The sequence below is a fragment of the Pseudomonas sp. PVC-5-1 genome (genome assembly GCF_057444345.1).
In genome coordinates this window covers 4,365,292-4,384,542 of sequence record NZ_CM172024.1, presented here as the reverse complement: position 1 = coordinate 4,384,542, position 19,251 = coordinate 4,365,292, and the positions used below count along the sequence as shown (strand labels likewise).

17 protein-coding genes and 2 tRNA genes are annotated in these 19,251 nt (G+C 62.4%); 11 read left to right on the top strand and 8 right to left on the bottom strand.

Annotated features, from left to right (window positions below; all coding sequences use genetic code 11):
• Positions 1-319: 319 nt before the first annotated feature.
• From AC2T3R_RS20075 to AC2T3R_RS20060, 4 genes are all read right to left on the bottom strand, one after another.
• Positions 320-1,612, bottom strand: coding sequence for a virulence factor family protein (locus AC2T3R_RS20075; protein WP_015271483.1), 1,293 nt, complete (start codon positions 1,610-1,612; stop codon positions 320-322).
• Positions 1,612-4,254 (bottom strand): bifunctional lysylphosphatidylglycerol flippase/synthetase MprF, encoded by a 2,643-nt coding sequence (gene mprF / locus AC2T3R_RS20070; protein WP_024087592.1) that lies wholly within the window; start codon positions 4,252-4,254, stop codon positions 1,612-1,614. Before mprF ends, AC2T3R_RS20075 begins: the two co-directional genes overlap by 1 nt.
• A gap of 260 nt (positions 4,255-4,514) precedes the next feature.
• Positions 4,515-4,591 (bottom strand) — tRNA-Met (locus AC2T3R_RS20065).
• Between the two features lie 134 nt (positions 4,592-4,725).
• A tRNA-Met gene (locus AC2T3R_RS20060) sits at positions 4,726-4,802 on the bottom strand.
• A 219-nt stretch (positions 4,803-5,021) separates the two neighbouring features.
• Here AC2T3R_RS20060 and dinB point away from each other — a divergent pair.
• The gene (gene dinB, locus AC2T3R_RS20055; RefSeq protein WP_161551482.1) at positions 5,022-6,080 is read left to right on the top strand and encodes a DNA polymerase IV; all 1,059 of its coding nucleotides are present in this window, start codon (positions 5,022-5,024) and stop codon (positions 6,078-6,080) included.
• A gap of 160 nt (positions 6,081-6,240) precedes the next feature.
• On the opposite strand, the gene AC2T3R_RS20050 is transcribed toward dinB, so the two are convergent.
• From AC2T3R_RS20050 to AC2T3R_RS20040, 3 genes are all read right to left on the bottom strand, one after another.
• Positions 6,241-7,194 (bottom strand): hypothetical protein, encoded by a 954-nt coding sequence (locus AC2T3R_RS20050; protein WP_023661807.1) that lies wholly within the window; start codon positions 7,192-7,194, stop codon positions 6,241-6,243.
• Positions 7,195-7,214: 20 nt separating this feature from the next.
• On the bottom strand, positions 7,215-8,930 hold the full coding sequence (locus AC2T3R_RS20045; protein ID WP_013973819.1) for a proline--tRNA ligase: 1,716 nt from the start codon (positions 8,928-8,930) through the stop codon (positions 7,215-7,217).
• Between the two features lie 160 nt (positions 8,931-9,090).
• Complete coding sequence (locus tag AC2T3R_RS20040; protein ID WP_013973818.1) at positions 9,091-10,359, bottom strand: OprD family porin; 1,269 nt, start codon at positions 10,357-10,359, stop codon at positions 9,091-9,093.
• A 690-nt stretch (positions 10,360-11,049) separates the two neighbouring features.
• On the opposite strand from AC2T3R_RS20040, the gene AC2T3R_RS20035 reads away from it, so the two are divergent.
• Both AC2T3R_RS20035 and AC2T3R_RS20030 read left to right on the top strand, forming a co-directional pair.
• Positions 11,050-11,469, top strand: coding sequence for an HIT family protein (locus AC2T3R_RS20035; RefSeq protein WP_410953299.1), 420 nt, complete (start codon positions 11,050-11,052; stop codon positions 11,467-11,469).
• Position 11,470: 1 nt separating this feature from the next.
• Entirely contained in the window at positions 11,471-11,677 is a 207-nt protein-coding gene (locus AC2T3R_RS20030; RefSeq protein WP_015271477.1) for a SlyX family protein, read from the top strand.
• Positions 11,678-11,771: 94 nt separating this feature from the next.
• On the opposite strand, the gene AC2T3R_RS20025 is transcribed toward AC2T3R_RS20030, so the two are convergent.
• A complete protein-coding gene (locus tag AC2T3R_RS20025; RefSeq protein ID WP_397461873.1) occupies positions 11,772-12,365 on the bottom strand; it encodes a cold shock domain-containing protein membrane protein in 594 nt (197 codons plus the stop codon).
• A 280-nt stretch (positions 12,366-12,645) separates the two neighbouring features.
• On the opposite strand from AC2T3R_RS20025, the gene AC2T3R_RS20020 reads away from it, so the two are divergent.
• The 8 genes from AC2T3R_RS20020 (at position 12,646) to ruvB (ending at position 19,222) form a co-directional block, all read left to right on the top strand.
• Positions 12,646-13,119 (top strand): Dps family protein, encoded by a 474-nt coding sequence (locus AC2T3R_RS20020; protein WP_013973814.1) that lies wholly within the window; start codon positions 12,646-12,648, stop codon positions 13,117-13,119.
• Positions 13,120-13,358: 239 nt separating this feature from the next.
• Positions 13,359-13,688, top strand: a complete 330-nt coding sequence (locus AC2T3R_RS20015) for a ribbon-helix-helix domain-containing protein (protein WP_015271475.1) — start codon at positions 13,359-13,361, stop codon at positions 13,686-13,688.
• A gap of 92 nt (positions 13,689-13,780) precedes the next feature.
• Entirely contained in the window at positions 13,781-14,002 is a 222-nt protein-coding gene (locus AC2T3R_RS20010; RefSeq protein ID WP_003254776.1) for an FmdB family zinc ribbon protein, read from the top strand.
• Positions 14,003-14,097: 95 nt separating this feature from the next.
• The gene (gene aspS / locus AC2T3R_RS20005) at positions 14,098-15,873 is read left to right on the top strand and encodes an aspartate--tRNA ligase (RefSeq protein ID WP_023661313.1); all 1,776 of its coding nucleotides are present in this window, start codon (positions 14,098-14,100) and stop codon (positions 15,871-15,873) included.
• Positions 15,874-15,987: 114 nt separating this feature from the next.
• Positions 15,988-16,734, top strand: coding sequence for a YebC/PmpR family DNA-binding transcriptional regulator (locus tag AC2T3R_RS20000; RefSeq protein ID WP_013973810.1), 747 nt, complete (start codon positions 15,988-15,990; stop codon positions 16,732-16,734).
• Positions 16,735-16,927: 193 nt separating this feature from the next.
• Positions 16,928-17,452, top strand: a complete 525-nt coding sequence (gene ruvC / locus AC2T3R_RS19995; protein WP_004375291.1) for a crossover junction endodeoxyribonuclease RuvC — start codon at positions 16,928-16,930, stop codon at positions 17,450-17,452.
• 109 nt (positions 17,453-17,561) lie between these two features.
• Positions 17,562-18,179: a Holliday junction branch migration protein RuvA gene (ruvA, locus tag AC2T3R_RS19990; RefSeq protein WP_015271473.1), complete on the top strand. Its 618-nt coding sequence runs from the start codon at positions 17,562-17,564 to the stop codon at positions 18,177-18,179.
• Positions 18,176-19,222: a Holliday junction branch migration DNA helicase RuvB gene (gene ruvB, locus AC2T3R_RS19985; RefSeq protein ID WP_004375289.1), complete on the top strand. Its 1,047-nt coding sequence runs from the start codon at positions 18,176-18,178 to the stop codon at positions 19,220-19,222. The genes ruvA and ruvB overlap by 4 nt, the downstream gene beginning before the upstream one ends.
• Positions 19,223-19,251 lie beyond the last annotated feature (29 nt).

The following is a 19,251-nucleotide window of genomic DNA, read 5'->3' as shown; positions in this document are numbered from 1 at the left end:
CGGTGTAGGGCACCGGCTTCGCCGGTGTTCGCGGGCATGCCCGCTCCCACATGGGCCGCATAGCTTTCAAGGCTTGCGCTGGACCTGTGGGAGATGGCTCAGCCTTTTGGGCTGCGCTGGCGCGTAGATAACTGAAATTGCAAGCAAACCGCGTACCCTGTGGGAGCGGCTTTAGCCGCGAAGAATCCAACGCGGTGCATGGCACCGGCTGCGCCGGTGTTCGCGGCTAAAGCCGCTCCCACAGGGGCCCCGCTAATTCAATGAGTTATGTGCAGTTCGATGAGAGCGGGTTTACCCGCGAATGGGCCGCAAGGTCCTATCAGTTCTGCTCAGCCACACTCGACTTGCCCTGGCGCGTCTCGATCTCACCGATCAGGCGCTTGGCCAGTGCCGGGTAGTTTTCGTCGAAGTGGTGCCCCCCCGGCAGCTTCAGGCGTTCACCCACCGCAGTCTTGTCGGTGCAACCGCTCTCGTCGGTTTCTTCCACGCCATACACACACACCACCTTGGACGCCGGCAGTTTGGCCATTTCCGGCCCGGTTGGCGCTTCCTGGCCTTCCTTGCCCAGCCAGCCCTCGACTTCGATCTCGAAGCTGCCGCTGCGTGCAAAGGCCAGCAGCATCACCGCGTCGATACGCTGCTGGTCCTCGGCCGGCAGGCGGTTGTAGATCGCCGGCAGGACGTCGGCACCGAACGAATAACCGGTCAGCACGAAGCGCTTGGTGCCCCACTTCTGTCTGTAGTGCTGCATCAGCTCGGACAGGTCGGCGGCGCTTTGTTCCGGGGTCTTGTGTTGCCAGTAGTAGCGCAGTGTGTCGATGCCGACCACCGGGTAACCAAGCTTGGCCATTTCCCCGGCCACGTCGCGGTCCAGGTCTCGCCAGCCGCCATCACCGGAAAGGAACAGGGTGACCGTGTCGGTGGTCTGCCCGGCTGGCACCTCGACTACCGGAATGGCCAGGGCGTTGCCGTCGTGGCCGACCAGGGCCTGGGTCAGTTGGGCCTTGAGCACTTGTGGCAGGTGGATGTCGTAGTCACTGATGCTGGTTTCGGCATTGGCCTGGTCGCGCACGAAGGCGGCGCTGGCGTCATCCGGGTTGTCGTTCCAGGCGACGTTCCAGTGGCCGTGGGCGGCCGACTTCGGCAGCGCTGTCTGGCAGCCCGGCTGTTCCAGGCTGAAGCCCACGGAAATCGCCCGCGCCTTGTCGTTGTTCTGGCTGGCCAGCCAGCGCCAGGCCTGGGCGGCGCCAGGGCCGATACCGGCAACCAGGGTCGGCTTCTCCGGTAACTGGCCCAAGGCCTGGTCCAGGGCCTGTTGTTGTTTGCTGCAGTCATTGGGCGGCAGGATCACCTGCACCAGTTGCGCTTCGCCAGCCTGGGCCAGGTCCAGCAGCTGCCTGTCGGTCAGCGCCTGGTCCTGGGGTACGCCGATGGCCACCCGGGCCTTGGGGTGCACGGCTGGGGTCACACGGGTGATGCGTGTGTCATTGATGCTCAGTTGTTCCAGGCGTGCCTCGGGAGCCGGGCGCGTCCATAGCCAGAACGCCAGCGCGCCTCCCAGGGCGGCCAACAGCAGGGGAACCAGCAGGTACAGCCAAAAGCGTCGGGTCATCAACGTTTCACCAATCCAGTCAGGCCGCCTGCGATCAGGGCGGCGGTGTCAGCCAGTGCCACCAGCGGGTCGAGCCCGGCCGGCACGGCCATGTAACGGGGTTCCCAGTCCGGTTGGAACTTGTCCTTGAAGCGTCGAAGCCCCTGGAAGTTGTACAACTGCTCGCCACGGCGGAACACCATCGAGCCCAGGCGCTGGGTCAAGGGCGCGCCACGCCGCGGCTGCAGACCGGAAAGCGGCACCATGCCCAGGCTGAAGCGGGCGTAGTCATGGCTTTTGTAGTGCAAGATCAGGCCGATCATCATGAATTCCATGGTCAGCTTCGGGGCCTCGGGGTGCGCACGCATCAGGTCAAGGCTGGCCAGTTCCTTGCCATGGGTTTCCAGCAGGTTGGCGAAAGCCACCGGGCGGCCTTGGAAGCGGATCAGGGCAATGCGAAAATGCTGCAGGTATTCAGGGCTGAAGCGCCCCAGCGAGAAGCCTTTCTCGCGCACGTTCTTGCCGCCAAGCCAGGCGTCGGAAATTTCCTTCAGCTCTGCCAGCGGGGCATGCCCGGGTTCGTGGATTTCCAGGCTCAGGCCGTCACGGCCGCCACGGTTCCAGGTGTAGCGCAGGTCCTTCATTTCCTTGCCCTTGGCTTCGAGATCGAAACGGCGCAAGTCGACCCGGGCTTCTTCACCCAGCTTCAGCGCGGTCAGGCCGATGTCCATGTAGAACGGCAGGTTCTCGGCGCGCACCTGATAGAACACCGGGCGGGCATGGTGCAGGTCGCACAGGTCGCGGAACTGCCAGATCATCTCGGCGCGCTCCTGGGCCGGGCCGATCGGGTCGTACAGGGCCACCAAGCTGCGACCGCGACGGGCGTACATGAGGAAGGCGTTGTTGCCAGGGTGGAACAGCAGCGCCTTGTCACCGGTCAGCGCCAGGCCGCCATCTGGCTGGTCGGATGCCAGCAGAATGCGGTTGGCACGCAGCAGCTCTTCTTCGTCTGGCAAGTGGATCACCGGCGGTGCGGTACGCAGCAGCCAGGTCAGGGCCACGGCCGCCAGCAGCAAGGCGCTGCCCATGGCGGCGCGCAGGCCACGCGGGGCATCGGCATCGAGGGTGAACTGCCACCACAACTGATGGCTGTAGGGAACATCCTGATAGGCGAACAGCAACAACCAAACCGATGCGCCGACCACACAGGCGCTGGCTACCAGAAACACCGGCGAGAATGGCAATTCGAGCAGGCGGCTGGGGCGGTAGAAGGAGCGGCGGAATAGGGCGAGCAGAGCGGCAGTGAGGGTCAGCAAGCAGGCCTCTTCCCAATCGAAGCCCTTGAGCAGCGACAGCAGGGCACCGACCAACAACAGCACGGTGGTCAGTAGCCAGGCGGCGGACAGGCGCCGGCGCAGGCCTTGTGCCAGCAGCAGGCACAGCACGCCGATCAGGCTGGCGCCAAAATGCGAAGCATCGATCAGGCGGTGCGGAACCAGGAAACCCATGTGCTCCAGGCGGGTGTCGATTTCGGGCGTGGCACCGGAGAACAGCAGCACCACCCCGGACAGGAATACCAGGATCGAAAGGATCGGTGCAGCCAGCCCGGAAGCGGCCTTGATAGCCTGTTGCGCGAACAGCAGGCGCCGGGCCTCGTTGGCCAGCAGCAGCGCGCAGGCCAGCAGCAGCGGCAGCACCACGTAGATCAGCCGATACAGCAGCAGTGCCGCTGCCAGCGGCGCCGCGCCAAGTTGGTCGGCAAAAGCCGCCAGTAGTATGGCTTCGAATACCCCGACGCCGCCCGGTACGTGGCTGAGCACACCTGCGGCCAAGGCCAGCAGGTACACCAGGATAAAGGCACCGAATGGCGGTGCTTCGGGCAGTAGCAGATACAGCACGGTGGCGGCAGCGGCGACATCCAGTGCGGTGATCAGCAATTGCAGGGCCGCCAGGCGTGCGCCGGGCAGGCGCAGCGTGCGGCGGCCCAGTTGTACCAGCAGGTTGTTGGCCAATGGTTGTTCAGCCAGGCGTCGGCGGTATAGACCGAAAACCAGCACGCTGCACACCAGCAGCACGGCTGTGGCGATACCTGCCAGCAAGCCAGGCGCCAAACCCAGTGCGGCCGAGGCCGCCGGCAGGTCGCTCAAGGTCGCCAAGGCGGCCAGAGGCGGTAGCGCGCAGCCCAGTGACAGGCTGGCAAAAACGGTCATCCGTGCAACTTCACCTGCGCCAACCCCTTGGCGTGCATACAGGCGATAGCGCACCGAACCGCCCGAAAGCATCGACAGGCCGATGGCGTTACCTATGGCAAAGGCGCTGAAGCCGCCCAGCACCAGGCTGCTCGCGGGCAGTTTCACGCCGGCATAGCGGCTGGCCGACCACTCGTAACCGAGCAGGATCACGAAACCGAGCACGGTTGCCAGCAAGGCGCCAAGTAAAGACTGGGTCGGCACGCTGAGCATGGCATCGTGCAAGGCATAGATGTCCAACTCGCTCAACAGGTGGCGACAGGCGACCAAGGCCATGGTGAACAACACCAGGGTCACTACCAGGCCGATGGGCTGGCGGTAACGGCTCATGCGTTCCAGCAAGGGCAGACGTTGTACGGCGCCAGGCAGCTTTGTGGCAAGCGGCACCGGGGATTCGGGATTGTGGGAAGTCATGGATTTCCCCGGGCGTGCAGCGCGAGGTGAGGGAAAGGTATGGCCAAGTGAAAGTCCCTTAGAAAAACGTATCCAATGTTACTCCGGCCTCGAGCGTTTTCAGCGGTCTGGCAGGGTTAAAGATAGTTCATCCTGGGCACGACCTCTCAAGCCTGCGGGTTGGCTGTAGGACGGGAAAATTTGGGGGGGCGAAAAGCAGGAGGGGAGAAGCAACAAACCCCGCGCTGCTGTTACACAGGCGGGGTTTGTTCTGACGAATATGGTTGCGGGAGCCGGATTTGAACCGACGACCTTCGGGTTATGAGCCCGACGAGCTACCAGGCTGCTCCATCCCGCGTCAGTGGTGCGCATTCTACAGTTTCCAGAAAGGGTGTCAAGCGCTAGTCGTTGATTTTTTTGAAATTTCTATCAGCGCATTATTTGACGCAAAAGAAAAAGGCCACTGTGTTAACAGTGGCCTTTTCTCGAATCTGGTTGCGGGAGCCGGATTTGAACCGACGACCTTCGGGTTATGAGCCCGACGAGCTACCAGGCTGCTCCATCCCGCGCCTGTGAGATCGAATTCTACGGATTTACCCGCGGGTGTCAAGCTTTTTTCTGAAAAAACCTTTCTTGTTCAAACTCTTAGCGTCTGTATATGGCTCGCAGCTCAGGCGCGACGGGGCTTTCAGGCCGATTATCGAGCAATGTCGCGCACAGGCTGCATACCCGAGGGCGCATGCGATACTATCTGTATGAATTTACAGTGCTGACGGTCATCCATGTCCTTGCGCAAGATCATCCACGTCGACTGCGATTGCTTCTATGCCGCGATCGAAATGCGTGACGACCCGCGCCTGGCCGGGCGGCCCATGGCGGTGGGGGGCTCGGCCGACCGCCGTGGGGTGATCGCCACCTGCAACTATGAAGCGCGTGCCTACGGCGTGCGTTCGGCCATGTCGTCGCGGCACGCGCTGAAGCTGTGCCCGGACCTGCTGATCGTCAAGCCGCGCTTCGAGGCCTACCGTGAAGCCTCGCGGGAAATCCACACGATCTTCCGTGACTACACCGAACTGATCGAGCCGCTGTCGCTGGACGAGGCCTACCTGGATGTAAGTGACAGCCAGTGGTACTCGGGCAGCGCCACGCGCATTGCCGAGGATATCCGCCGCCGTGTCGCCCGCACCCTGCATATCACTGTCTCGGCCGGTGTGGCGCCAAACAAGTTCCTGGCCAAGATCGCCAGTGACTGGCGCAAGCCCAATGGCCTGTTCGTGATTACCCCGGGCGAAGTGGAGGCATTCGTTGCCGCCCTGCCGGTGGCCAGGTTACACGGGGTGGGCAAGGTAACGGCAGACAAGCTGGCGCGGTTGGGTATCGAAACCTGCCTGGAGCTGCGCGAATGGTCGCGTCTGGCGCTGGTGCGCGAGTTCGGCAGCTTTGGCGAGCGTTTGTGGGGGCTGGCACGGGGTGTCGATGAGCGTGCCGTGCACAATGACAGTCGCCGGCAGTCGGTCAGCGTGGAAAACACCTACGACACCGACCTGCCGGACCTGGCCAGTTGCCTGGCACGGCTGCCCGAACTTCTGGAGAGCCTGAACGAGCGTATCGCCCGCATGGACAGCAGTTACCGGCCGGAAAAACCCTTCGTCAAGGTCAAGTTCCATGACTTCAGCCAGACCACCATGGAGCAGGCGGGGGCGGGCAGGGACCTGGAGAGTTATCGCCAATTGCTGGGGCAGGCGTTTGCCCGTGGTGGCAAGCCGGTGCGCTTGCTGGGGGTAGGCGTGAGGTTGCGCGACTTGCGCGGGGCGCATGAGCAGCTGGAGCTGTTCCCGCCTCAATAATTGGCCCGCCAATTTAACGCGGTCCCTGTAGGAGCGGCCTTGTGTCGCGATGGGCTGCGAAGCAGCCCCGGCAATTCATGCATCAAGGCTGAAATCATGGGGCTGCTTCGCAGCCCATCGCGACACAAGGCCGCTCCTACAAGGTATTGCGTGATGCGGGTTACTGCGCGCCCGGGTCGGCCACCAACCGGCCAGTGGCCTTGGTCAGCGACTGCAGAAACTCCTGCTGCAACTCCGGATCGTTGCGGGTCAGTTCGATCAGGCTCTGTTCCATTTCACTGGCTTCTTCTTCCAGGCCGAGTTCGGACAAGCGCTTGACCCGGTGAACCCATTGGCCGACATCGTCATCTTCGAGGTCATCGAAGATCAGTTCATGGGCCTCGAGCAGTTTGTTGCGCAGGGTGGCGCTGACCAGCAGGCTGGCATCGCCACGTACCGCGTTGTCCTCGTCCAGCACCTGCAGGTGCAGGGTACCGATGTGGTTGAGGTTCTGCTCGGAGAACGGGCTGTCGAGCAGGTTCAGGCGCAGCACGCCGTTCCTGTCGGTGGTCAGCTCGTGGGTCATCTTGCCGGCCTTGACCTCGACCAGGCGCTCGCTCCAGGGCACGCTGGTAGATTCCTCGCGCTTGCCTTTCTGCACTTCGCTGATCCCGGCCAGGTTCTGCTGGGCACGGCCGTTGGACGGCACGTTCATGAACGGGTTGAGCCCGTCCACGCCGTAGCTGAGCCAGTCGTGGGTGATGCTTTCCGGGAGGTTGCCCAGGGCGAAGACATTGACCACGTTGGCACCCACGCCTGCCACCACGGCCACCGCACCCAGCGGGATCTCGTAGATCTCCCGCCAGGGCTGGTAAGGCGTATAGCGGTCATAGCTGCGGGTGACTTCGAATTCGGTGACTTCGAAGCGCTTCTGCTCATGCACGCGCACACGTCGTTGCGGAAGCTCCATCACCTTCGGCTCGCCGACATCGATCTGCAGGGTGTGCTCGAGCAGTTTGCGCTCGACGCGCTCCTCGTGGTCGCTGCGCTGGGACATCTGGTTGGCGCAGCCGCTGACGAGCAGGGCGCCGCACAGTGCGGCGCCCCCCAGGGGAAAGGTACTTCGCTTGAACATGATCACTCGTGCATTGGTTATCAGCGGCGAACGCGGGCCTGCAAGAAGGTCAGCACTTCATCGAGCGGCAACGACTGGGCGTCCTGCTCGGTGCGGTGCTTGTATTCCAGGTTGCCTTCGGCCAGGCCGCGATCGCTGACGACGATGCGGTGCGGGATGCCGATCAGCTCCATGTCGGCAAACTTGATGCCTGGGCTGGTCTTCTTGTCACGGTCGTCCAGCAGCACTTCGTAGCCGGCAGCGGTCAGCTCGGCATACAGCTTGTCGGTCGCCTCGCGAACCACCTCGGTTTCGTAGCGCAGCGGTACCAGAGCGATCTGGAACGGGGCCAGGGCGTCGTTCCAGATGATGCCCTTTTCGTCGTAGCTCTGCTCGATGGCAGCTGCGACCACGCGGGACACACCGATGCCGTAGCAGCCCATGGACAGGGTTACCGGCTTGCCGTTCTCGCCCAGCACCTGGCACTTCAGCGCCTCGCTGTACTTGGTGCCGAGCTGGAAGATGTGGCCCACTTCGATGCCGCGCTTGATCACCAGGGTACCCTGGCCGTCCGGGCTCGGGTCGCCTTCGACCACGTTACGCAGGTCGGCGACCTGTGGAACCGGCAGGTCGCGCTCCCAGTTCACGCCGAAGTAGTGCTTGTCGTCGATGTTGGCGCCAATGCCGAAGTCGCTCATCAGGGCAACCGAGCGGTCAATGACGATTTCCAGCGGCAGATTCAGCGGGCCGAGCGAGCCGGCGCCGGCACCAATGGCCTCGCGCAGTTCGGCGTCGGTGGCCATGACCAGCGGGTCGGCAACCTGTTCCAGCTTGGCCGCCTTGATTTCGTTGAGCTCATGGTCGCCACGCACGATCAGTGCTACCAGCTTGCCTTCTTCGGCGCCGCGCACGATCAGGGTCTTGACGGTTTTCTCGATCGGCAGGCCGAAGTTTTCCACCAGCTGGGCGATGGTCTTGGCGTTCGGCGTGTCGACCAGGCGCAGCTCCTCGGTAGGGGCGGGGCGCACGGTTTCACGCGGGATGGCCTCTGCCTTCTCGATGTTGGCGGCGTAGTCGGAGCTGTCGCTGAAGATCACGTCGTCTTCGCCGGACTCGGCCAGTACGTGGAACTCGTGCGAATAGCTGCCACCGATGGAGCCGGTGTCGGCCTGAACCGGGCGGAAGTCCAGGCCCAGGCGGGTGAACACGTTGCTATACGCCTGGTGCATGCGGTCGTAGGTTTCCTGCAGGGAAGCCTGGTCGGCATGGAACGAGTAGGCGTCCTTCATGATGAACTCGCGACCGCGCATCAGGCCGAAGCGCGGGCGGATCTCGTCACGGAACTTGGTCTGGATCTGGTACATGTTGAGCGGCAGCTGTTTATAGCTGGACAGCTCGTTGCGGGCCAGGTCGGTGATCACTTCCTCGTGGGTCGGGCCGACGCAGAAGTCGCGCTGGTGGCGATCCTTCAGGCGCAGCAGCTCGGGGCCATACTGTTCCCAGCGGCCGGATTCCTGCCACAGTTCGGCGGGCTGGATGCTGGGCATCAGCACTTCCAGGGCGCCGGCGGCGTTCATTTCCTCACGCACCACGGCCTCGACCTTGCGCATCACCCGCAAGCCCATCGGCAGCCAGGTGTACAGGCCAGAGGCCAGTTTGCGGATCATGCCGGCACGCAGCATGAGCTGATGGCTGATGACCACTGCGTCGGCAGGGGTTTCTTTCTGGGTGGCGAGCAAATATTGACTGGTGCGCATGGTGAGCCGTGTCGATTGCCTAAGACATTGAAATGACCCCGCATTGTACGGGGGCGAAACGAAGGCGTACAGGATGCCCCAGGGCGTGACGCTTGTCAGCCAAGAAAAAGCCCGGCGTGATCGCCGGGCTTTTTCAAGTGCGGGGCACTGCAAGCCAGGCTTACAGGATGCTCAGCGGGTACTCCACGATCAGGCGCAGTTCGTCGATCGATGGGGAATCGTAGTAGACGCCATCGGAAGAGCGATAGGTGGCTTGACGCACGCGGAAGCTCAAGTCTTTTGCCGGGCCGCTTTGCAGCACGTACTTGATGTCGACGTCGCGTTCCCATTCCTTGCCGTTGCTGGTGCCGGCGACGTTGGCGTCGGTACCGCGTACATAACGGGTCATGAAGGTCAGGCCCGGGATGCCGTATTCGGCGAAGTTCAGGTCGTAGCGAGCCTGCCAGGACTTCTCGTCTTCGGCGTTGAAGTCGGAACGGGCCACGGAGTTGGCCAGGAAGATGGTGCCGCCACCGTCGATGCCATAGCCGTAGTCGCCGTCACCGGTGACTTTCTGGTAGGCCAGGGTGAAGGTGTGAGCGCCAATGTTGTAGGCGCCCGACAGGCTGAACGCGCGGTTGTCCAGCTTGTCGCCATCGAATGCGCGGTACTCGGCCGAGCCTTCGCTCTTGGTGTCATAGATGTTGAAGTCGAACACCAGGCCTTGTTTGTCCGAGATCGGCAGTGCCCAGTTGACGTTGGCGTAGTATTTGCGCCAGTAGTCTTCAACCTTCGAGTAGTACAGGCTGGTGCTGAGGTTGTCGGTGAAGGCGTAGGTACCACCTACCACGTTGGCTTCCTTCAGGCCGAAGCTGTCGCGGTTGGTTTGCTCCTGGGCGGTCAGGCTGGTGAAATGACCAGCGTGCAGGGTCAGGCCCTCGATCTCGTTGCTGGTGATCAGGGTGCCTTGGGCAATTTCCGGCAGCAGGCGGCTGTCGTCGGTGGCGAAGACCGGCAGAGCGGTGAACTGGTCACCCACTTTCAGCACGGTGTCGGAGATGCGGAATTTAACCGCGCCGCCGGCTTTGGAGTAGTCATCCTGCGAACGGCCGTCAGAGCCGGTAGGGAACAGGCCGGTACCGGCGCGGCCCTTGCCGCTGTCCAGTTTCAGGCCGAGCATGCCGATGGCATCGACACCCACACCAACGGTGCCCTGGGTGAAGCCGGACTCGAAGGTGCCGAGGAAGCCCAGGCCGGTTTCTTCACGACGGCTCTGGGTGCCGGCTGGGTTGTTACGGAAGTCACGGCTGAAGTACAGCATGCGGGTCTTGACGTTCAGCTTGCTGTCTTCGATGAAACCTTTGGACTCGTCCTGGGAAGAGGCCAATGCCAACTGCGAGGTCCCTGCCGCAACGGCCAGGGCGATCATGCTCCACTTCATCACGCGCATCGTGATTTGCTCCTTTGGTTTTTAGGAAGAGTACCGCTGCGTCCAAGTGTTCTAGTTATATGGGGCAGCTCTTTCTTGTTATGTCGGCGAAAATGTATAGCACGCTGACTGTTCTTGGCGATATGGGTATAAGCATCCTTTTCGGAACTTTTTCACCATGTCGCTTCTAGGTAGTTCCATGTCGCAAATCACGCCCCGGTTTAAGGGCCGTCAACACCAGCGCTGCTTCTTTCACCGTAAAGAATCTGTAACTACCGATTCCGGTTGGGAAACTCCCTGGTAACCACTGTCGCTGTTGTTATTTGTCGCGTTCACCCGCCGATGCAGATGTCGTGCCGACTTGGCGTGAAAGGAATGCAACAAGCGTGCTCAAAATTCACAACGCTTCATGAAATTTTCACAAAACCTGCTACCGGGGGTCGGAAAGTGCCGTAAACACGGGGCGGGAGGCGCCTGATGCGGTAGCACGGTCAAGAATCGTTAAAATTTGAAAAGCTGTCATGAAAGTCAATGTGTTACCGCAACTTGTTCATGCAGCGTCACCCGCGGGGTGACAAGTGTGGTGCGAGGGGTATCGGTGGCCTCATTTTGGTGCGAAAAGTAGCGCTGTGTTACCGGGAACGTGCAGGGTATCCTTGCAGGCCTGTTTTCCGCGTGAAGCGGGTTGGTTCTGCCTGAAGGAGATTTGCCGTGTTCGTCCTCGATTCGCGTTTGCAGCAGGATTCGCTGGTGCTGGGGGAGTTTGCGCTGTGCCAGTTGCTGCTGAGCAAGGATGCCAACTATCCATGGTTCATACTGGTGCCCAAGCGCGCCGGCATCAGCGAGCTGTTCGAGCTCGATGCTGCGGAGCAGCAGCAGTTGTGGCAGGAAACCACCGGCCTGGCCGAAGCGCTGAAAGCCAGCTACAGCGCCGACAAGATGAACGTGGCTACGTTGGGTAATGTGGTCAGTCAGTTGCACATGCACGTGATCGTGCGCCAGCGCGACGACGCGGCCTGGCCGGCACCGGTGTGGGGCAAGTGCCCGGCGACGGCGTACACCGACGACCAGGTGCAAGCCATCCGCCAGCGCCTGCGCGGGCTGCAGCTCGCCGGTTACCAGGAGGCCTGACATGCCGCTTGAATCACGAGTGGTCGAACTGGAAACCCGCCTGGCGTTTCAGGATGACACCATCCAGGCATTGAATGACGTGGTGGTCGAGCAGGGCCGGGTGATCGAGCGGCTGCAGTTGCAGATGGCCGAGCTGATCAAACGTTACGAAGAGATGGTTGGCCAGTATGGCAGCGAAGGGGACGAGGCACCGCCGCCTCATTATTGATACCTGAACCTGCTACACATATTCCGCTGGATGCACACAAACCTTGTGGGTGCGGCATGCTCGCTCCCACAAGGGATGGTTTCTGCAAACGGGATCAGCGGCGGGTTACCGCAACCACATCCTCGGCCTGCAGGCCCTTGTCGCGGTGCATCACGGAAAACTCCACGCGCTGGCCTTCCACCAGGATGCGGTGGCCTTCGCCACGAATGGCGCGAAAGTGCACGAAGATATCATCGCCCGAGTCGCGGGAGATGAAGCCGAAGCCTTTGGACGTGTTGAACCATTTCACGGTGCCGGTATCACGACTGCCACCATCCTGCGCCGCGTGCTGGCTGGTGCGTGCCTTGCGGGGGCTGCGGGCAAAGCCCACGGCCAGGTGCACGGCCACGGCCAGCGCTGCGCAGACCAGTGCGGCCAGGTTGCCCATTTCCGGGCGGGCCAGCAGTGTCAGGGTCTGCAGCACCACGGCCACCACCAGCAGGGCACAGGCCAGGTGCTGCAACTGCTGCCGCGCGCCGCGGTAGTACAGTGGCACGACCGGGGCCAGCACCAGGTTGAGCAGGCCGAGCAGGGCGAGATAGACCGCGTCGGGTTGTTGCAGGAAGGGTAACGCATCGGTTTTCAGGCTGGGCATGAGCGATAGCAGCAAGGCTGCCACGCCCGTCACCAGATGGACGATCTTGAACATGGGGTTGGCTCACAGTTGATAAGGCCGATCACAGGAAGAGCTGGCAGCACGGTGCGCATGAGGTGTAGAGCGCGAACACGCGGCAGGCCAGCCTATGCACCCGGCAAATGGCAATCCGCACGGGTGGCACCATGCCTATTTAACAGTAAAGCCGCAGGCTACTCAAACCGCTGTCCCCGAGGGGCGATGTGTTGCGCCATGTCACATGCGGCGCAGACCAAGTGTTGCTACAGTGGTCGGCACCCGCTTGGGTCTCACGCCTTATGGAAAGGGGAACTTCATGGCAATTGATATCGGTATCAGTGAAGAAGATCGCAAGTCCATCGTCGATGGGCTGTCCCGCCTGTTGTCGGATACCTATGTGTTGTATCTGAAAACCCATAACTTCCACTGGAACGTCACCGGTCCGTCGTTCCGCACCCTGCACCTGATGTTCGAAGAGCAGTACAACGAACTGGCGCTGGCGGTCGACTCGATTGCCGAGCGCATCCGCGCCCTGGGCTTCCCGGCACCGGGGTCCTATGCATTTTATGCGCGGCACTCCTCGATCAAGGAGGAGGAAGGGGTGCCGCATGCCGACGAGATGATCCGCCAGCTGGTGCAGGGCCAGGAAGCCGTGGTGCGTACCGCGCGCAGCATCTTCCCGGTGGTGGACAAGGTCAGTGACGAGCCGACCGCCGACCTGCTGACCCAGCGCATGCAGGTGCACGAGAAGACCGCCTGGATGCTGCGGGTGCTGCTCGACGGCAAGTAGATACCCAACGCTGTATCGGCCCTTGTAGGAGCGGCCTTGTGTCGCGATGGGCTGCGAAGCAGCCCCAGCAATTTGTGCAATTGCACTCAAACCCTGGGGCTGCTTCGCAGCCCATCGCGACACAAGGCCGCTCCTACAGGTCCTGCGCAATTTTGTGCAGGAAGATTTTGCCGCTGCTTTAAGCTCGCCCAACAGCGCTTCATAGGCCACCTGGTACCTGTGACGAGGAAGTGTGGCGCATGACGCAAGCAAGCAAGCGTGTGGCTGGCCAGGGGCGTTGGCCGGGTAAACAGTGCATCGATCCGTTCAAGGCGGATTTCGACATGTTGCAGACCCAGCCGGTGTCACGCTCGGTGCGGCTCAACGGCTTTTCCACCTGCCTGCGGCTGGAGGCCGTCTACTGGGGTATCCTGGAGCGCATCGCAGCGGCCAACCGCTGCTCGGTCAGTGCGGTCCTGTCCTATGTGGATCGTGAGGTGCACCTGCGACAAGGCGGGGTGCGCAACTTCAGCGGGCTGATCCGGGTGATCTGCGTCGCCTGGCTGCTGGACCCGCCAAGTGTGCGCTGATCGCCTGGCGGGCTGCGCAGTGCTTGTTAACCATATATAATCCCGCTTTTTGCTGCCCCGGCAGCCAGCGTTGTGGTTGACGAGAGACACCCATGCCCCTTTATGACTATCAATGTGCATCCTGCGAGCACCGCATGGAAGTGCTGCAGAAGATCAGCGCCGCGCCGCTGACCGATTGCCCGGCCTGCCAGGCGCCGGCGCTGAAGAAGCTGCTGTCGGTGCCAGGCTTCCGCCTGAGCGGTAACGGTTGGTACGAAACCGACTTCAAGACCGGGGCGAAAAAGAATCTGGCAGGCGGCGACAAGGCCGACTGAGTTGAATGCTGTGACCGGGTCTTGCAGTATTAGCCCTCTCCGGGCGGCCAAGGCCTCCACCGAATACACGAATCACGAGAAGCGAAACCACCATCATGATGCGCAGCCATTATTGCGGCCAACTGAACGAGAGCCTGGACGGCCAGGAAGTCACCCTTTGCGGCTGGGTCCATCGTCGCCGCGACCACGGCGGGGTGATCTTCCTCGACATCCGTGACCGCGAAGGCATGGCCCAGGTCGTGTTCGACCCGGATCGCGCCGAAACCTTCGCCGCTGCCGACCGCGTGCGCAGCGAATACGTCGTGCAGATCACCGGCAAGGTCCGCAAGCGCCCTGAAGGTGCGGTGAATGCCAACATGGCTTCCGGCGCCATCGAGATCCTCGGCTACCAGCTGAACGTGCTCAACGAAGCGGAAACCCCACCGTTCCCGCTGAACGAATACTCCGACGTCGGCGAAGAAACCCGCCTGCGCTACCGTTTCATCGACCTGCGTCGCCCGGAAATGGCCGACAAGCTGCGCCTGCGTTCGCGTATCACCAGCAGCATCCGTCGCTTCCTCGACGAAAACGGCTTCCTTGACGTCGAGACGCCGATCCTGACCCGTGCCACCCCGGAAGGCGCGCGTGACTACCTGGTGCCTAGCCGTACTCATGCCGGCAGCTTCTTTGCCCTGCCGCAGTCGCCGCAGCTGTTCAAGCAGTTGCTGATGGTTGCCGGCTTCGATCGCTACTACCAGATCGCCAAGTGCTTCCGTGACGAAGACCTGCGTGCCGACCGCCAGCCGGAATTCACCCAGATCGACATCGAGACCAGCTTCCTCGATGAAAGCGAGATCATGGGCCTGACCGAAAGCATGATCCGCAAGCTGTTCAAGGAAGTGCTGGACCTGGAATTCGGCGAATTCCCGCACATGACCTTCGAAGAAGCCATGCGCCGCTACGGCTCCGACAAACCGGACCTGCGTATCCCGCTGGAACTGGTCGACGTTGCCGACCAGCTCAAGGATGTCGACTTCAAGGTGTTCGCCGGCCCGGCCAACGATCCGAAGTGCCGCGTTACCGCCCTGCGTCTGCCTGGCGGCGCCAGCATGCCGCGCAGCAAGATCGACGAGTACACCAAGTTCGTCGGTATCTACGGTGCCAAGGGCCTGGCCTACATCAAGGTCAACGAGCGCGCCAAGGGTGTCGAAGGCCTGCAGTCGCCGATTGTCAAGAACATCCCCGAGGCCAACCTCAACACCATCCTCGACCGCGTTGGCGCCGTTGACGGTGACATCGTGTTCTTCGGTGCCGACAAGTTCAAGGTGGTCAGCGAAGCCCTGGGCGCGCTGCGTATCCGCCTGGGCCACGACTTCGAGCTGCTGACTTGCGAGTGGGCACCGATGTGGGTGGTCGACTTCCCGATGTTCGAAGAGAACGAGGACGGCAGCTTCACCGCGCTGCACCACCCGTTCACCGCGCCGAAGTGCACCCCGGAAGAGCTCGAGGCCAACCCGGCCGTGGCCCTGTCCCGTGCCTACGACATGGTCCTGAACGGTACCGAGCTGGGTGGCGGTTCGATCCGTATCCACCGTAAAGAGATGCAACAGGCTGTGTTCCGCCTGCTGGGCATCGAAGCGGCAGAACAGGAAGAGAAGTTCGGCTTCCTGCTCGACGCCCTGAAGTTCGGTGCACCGCCTCACGGTGGTCTGGCCTTCGGCCTGGATCGCCTGGTCATGCTGATGACCGGTGCCCAGTCGATTCGTGAAGTGATCGCCTTCCCGAAAACCCAGAGCGCCGCGTGCGTCATGACCCAGGCCCCTGGCCTGGTCGACGCCAAGGCCCTGCGCGAGCTGCACATCCGACTGCGCGAACAGACAAAGGTCGAGTAAGCAGTCCCCGGGCGCATCCACATGGATGCGCCTTTGCGTTCCGGCGCAGGCAATTTCCCGTCCCGCCCCCTACAGGGGCGGGGCTGTTTGTGATTCAAAGGATTCGGAGTCGTTATGGCTGGTCATTCCAAGTGGGCGAACATCAAGCACCGCAAAGAGCGCCAGGATGCCAAGAGAGGCAAGATCTTCACCAAGTGGATCCGCGAACTGACGGTCGCTGCCAAGCAGGGTGGTGCTGACCCGGCATCCAACCCGCGCCTGCGTTTGGCGCTGGACAAGGCCCTGGGTGCCAACATGAGCCGCGACATCATCGATCGTGCCGTGGCCCGTGGTGCCGGCACCAACGAAAGCGACAACGTCGAAGAGCTCAGTTACGAAGGTTACGGTCCGGGGGGCGTGGCGATCATGGTCGAGGCCATGACCGACAACCGCAACCGTACTGCCGCCGCCGTGCGTCATGCCTTCACCAAGTGTGGTGGCAACCTGGGCACCGACGGTTCGGTGGCCTACCTGTTCGAGCGCAAGGGGCAGATCAGCTTTGCTCCGGGCGTGGAAGAAGACGCGCTGATGGAAGCGGCGATGGAAGCCGATGCCGACGACGTGGTGGCCAACGACGATGGCTCGTTCGACGTGTTCACCTCGTTCAACAGCTTCTACGCCGTGCGCAATGCCCTGGAAGAGGCTGGCTTCAAGGCCGCTGACGCTGAAATCGTCATGCAGCCGACCACCAGCGCCGAACTCGACCAGGACGGTGCCGAGAAAGTACTCAAGCTGATCGACATGCTCGAAGACCTGGATGACGTGCAGAACGTCTACTCCAATGCCCAGATTTCCGATGAGATCATGGAAAACCTCGGCTAACGTGTCCTGAGCATTCGGGCCAGGCAGGTAGCTTTATTGGGGCTGCTGTGCAGCCCATCGCCGGCAAGCCAGCTCCCACAGGTACAGTGCCACCCTCAAGTCTTGCACTGTACCTGTGGGAGCTGGCTTGCCGGCGTTGGGCCGCGCAGCGGCCCCAATGGTGTTAAAACATGAGCTTTGTACGACGGGCACTATGACTCTGATTCTTGGTATCGACCCCGGCTCGCGCATCACCGGCTATGGCGTGGTACGCCAGACCGCCCGTGGTTGCGAGTACGTGGCGTCGGGCTGCATTCGCACCGGCAGCGGCGAGCTGCACGAACGGTTGCAGATCGTTTTTCGTGGCGTGGGTGAAATCATCGCCCAGCACGGCCCGGTAACCATGGGCATCGAGCGGGTGTTCATGGCCCGTAACGCCGACTCGGCGCTCAAGCTCGGCCAGGCCCGTGGCGCGGCCATCGTCGCAGCCGCCGAAGCCGGCCTGGAAATCGCCGAGTACAGCGCCACCCAGGTCAAGCAGGCGGTAGCCGGTACCGGGGGGGCGAACAAGGAGCAGGTGATGATGATGGTCATGCACCTGCTGAAACTGACGCAGAAGCCGCAGATCGACGCCTCCGACGCCCTGGCTATCGCCCTGTGCCACGCCCACACCCGTTCCAGCCTGGTGCCGCATGGCCTGGCCACGGCACGGCGGCGCGGCGGGCGCTTGCGTCTGTAGGCGCTTCATGCGCTGATACACATTTTGTTCGGGTGATGCGTTCACCCGCTGCATTTGCTGATAGGGTTGAGCGGTCTTTGACCGGCTCCCCGAGAGGAAGGATCGGAACGTGATTGGACGTTTGCGCGGCACCCTGGCGGAAAAACAGCCGCCGCACCTGATTATCGACGTCAACGGCGTAGGTTACGAACTGGAAGTTCCCATGACCACGCTGTACCGTCTGCCCAAGGTGGGCGAACCCGTAACCGTGCACACCCACCTGGTGGTGCGCGAGGATGCTCACCTGCTCTACGGTTTTGCCGAAAAGCGTGAGCGCGAGCTGTTCCGCGAGCTCATCCGCCTGAACGGCGTAGGGCCGAAGCTGGCCCTGGCGCTCATGTCCGGGCTGGAAGTGGACGAACTGGTGCGCTGCGTGCAGGCCCAGGATACTTCGGCCCTGGTGCGCGTGCCCGGTGTCGGCAAGAAGACCGCCGAACGCCTGCTGGTCGAGCTCAAGGACCGCTTCAAGGCTTGGGAAACATCCCCGGCCATGTTTACCCTGGTCTCCGACGGGCCGCTGCCGGTCGCCAGCGCATCCACAGCAGAAGCCGATGCCGTCAGCGCCCTGGTTTCGCTGGGCTACAAGCCGCAGGAAGCCAGCAAGGCAATCGCCGCGATCAAGGACAAGGCCGGCCTGAGCAGTGAGGAACTGATTCGTCGCAGCCTGAAAGGGATGATTACCAAGTGATCGAAGCCGACCGCCTGATCGCCGCCAGTGGCCGCGACCGTGAAGAAGTCCAGGACCGTGCGATTCGCCCGCTGCGGCTGGACGAGTACATCGGCCAGCCAGTGGTGCGCGAGCAGATGGCGCTGTTCATCCAGGCCGCCCGTGGCCGTAGCGAGTCGCTCGACCACACGCTGATCTTCGGTCCGCCCGGCCTGGGCAAGACCACCCTGGCCAACATCATCGCCCAGGAAATGGGTGTGTCGGTCAAGAGCACTTCGGGGCCCATTCTCGAGCGCCCGGGCGACCTCGCGGCGATGCTGACCAACCTCGAACCGCACGACGTGCTGTTCATCGACGAGATCCACCGGTTGTCACCGGTCGTCGAAGAGGTGCTGTACCCGGCGATGGAGGACTTCCAGCTCGACATCATGATCGGCGAAGGCCCTGCGGCCCGTTCGATCAAGCTGGACCTGCCGCCGTTCACCCTGGTCGGTGCCACCACCCGTGCCGGCATGCTCACCAACCCGCTGCGGGACCGCTTCGGTATCGTCCAGCGCCTGGAGTTCTACAGCGACAAGGACCTGGCCACCATCGTCAGCCGTTCGGCCGGCATCCTTGGCCTGGCCATCGAAGACCAGGGTGCCTACGAGATCGCCCGCCGGGCCCGTGGCACGCCACGTATCGCCAACCGCCTGCTGCGCCGCGTGCGCGACTACGCCGAAGTGCGCGGCAAGGGCCAGATCACCAAGGCCGTGGCCGACATGGCGCTCAACCTGCTGGACGTCGACGAGCGTGGTTTTGACCACTCCGACCGCCGCCTGCTGCTGACCATGATCGAGAAGTTCGACGGTGGCCCGGTCGGCGTGGACAACCTGGCGGCAGCCATCAGTGAAGAGCGCCATACCATCGAGGACGTGCTCGAGCCGTACCTGATCCAGCAAGGCTACATCATGCGCACGCCGCGCGGCCGCGTGGTCACCCGACATGCCTACCTGCACTTCGGCCTGAACGTGCCCGGGCGCCTGGGGGAGGGTGGGGATTTTTCCGAAACGGGCGATGAGTGACAGATCGAAAACGGCTTTTCGTGGTCCTA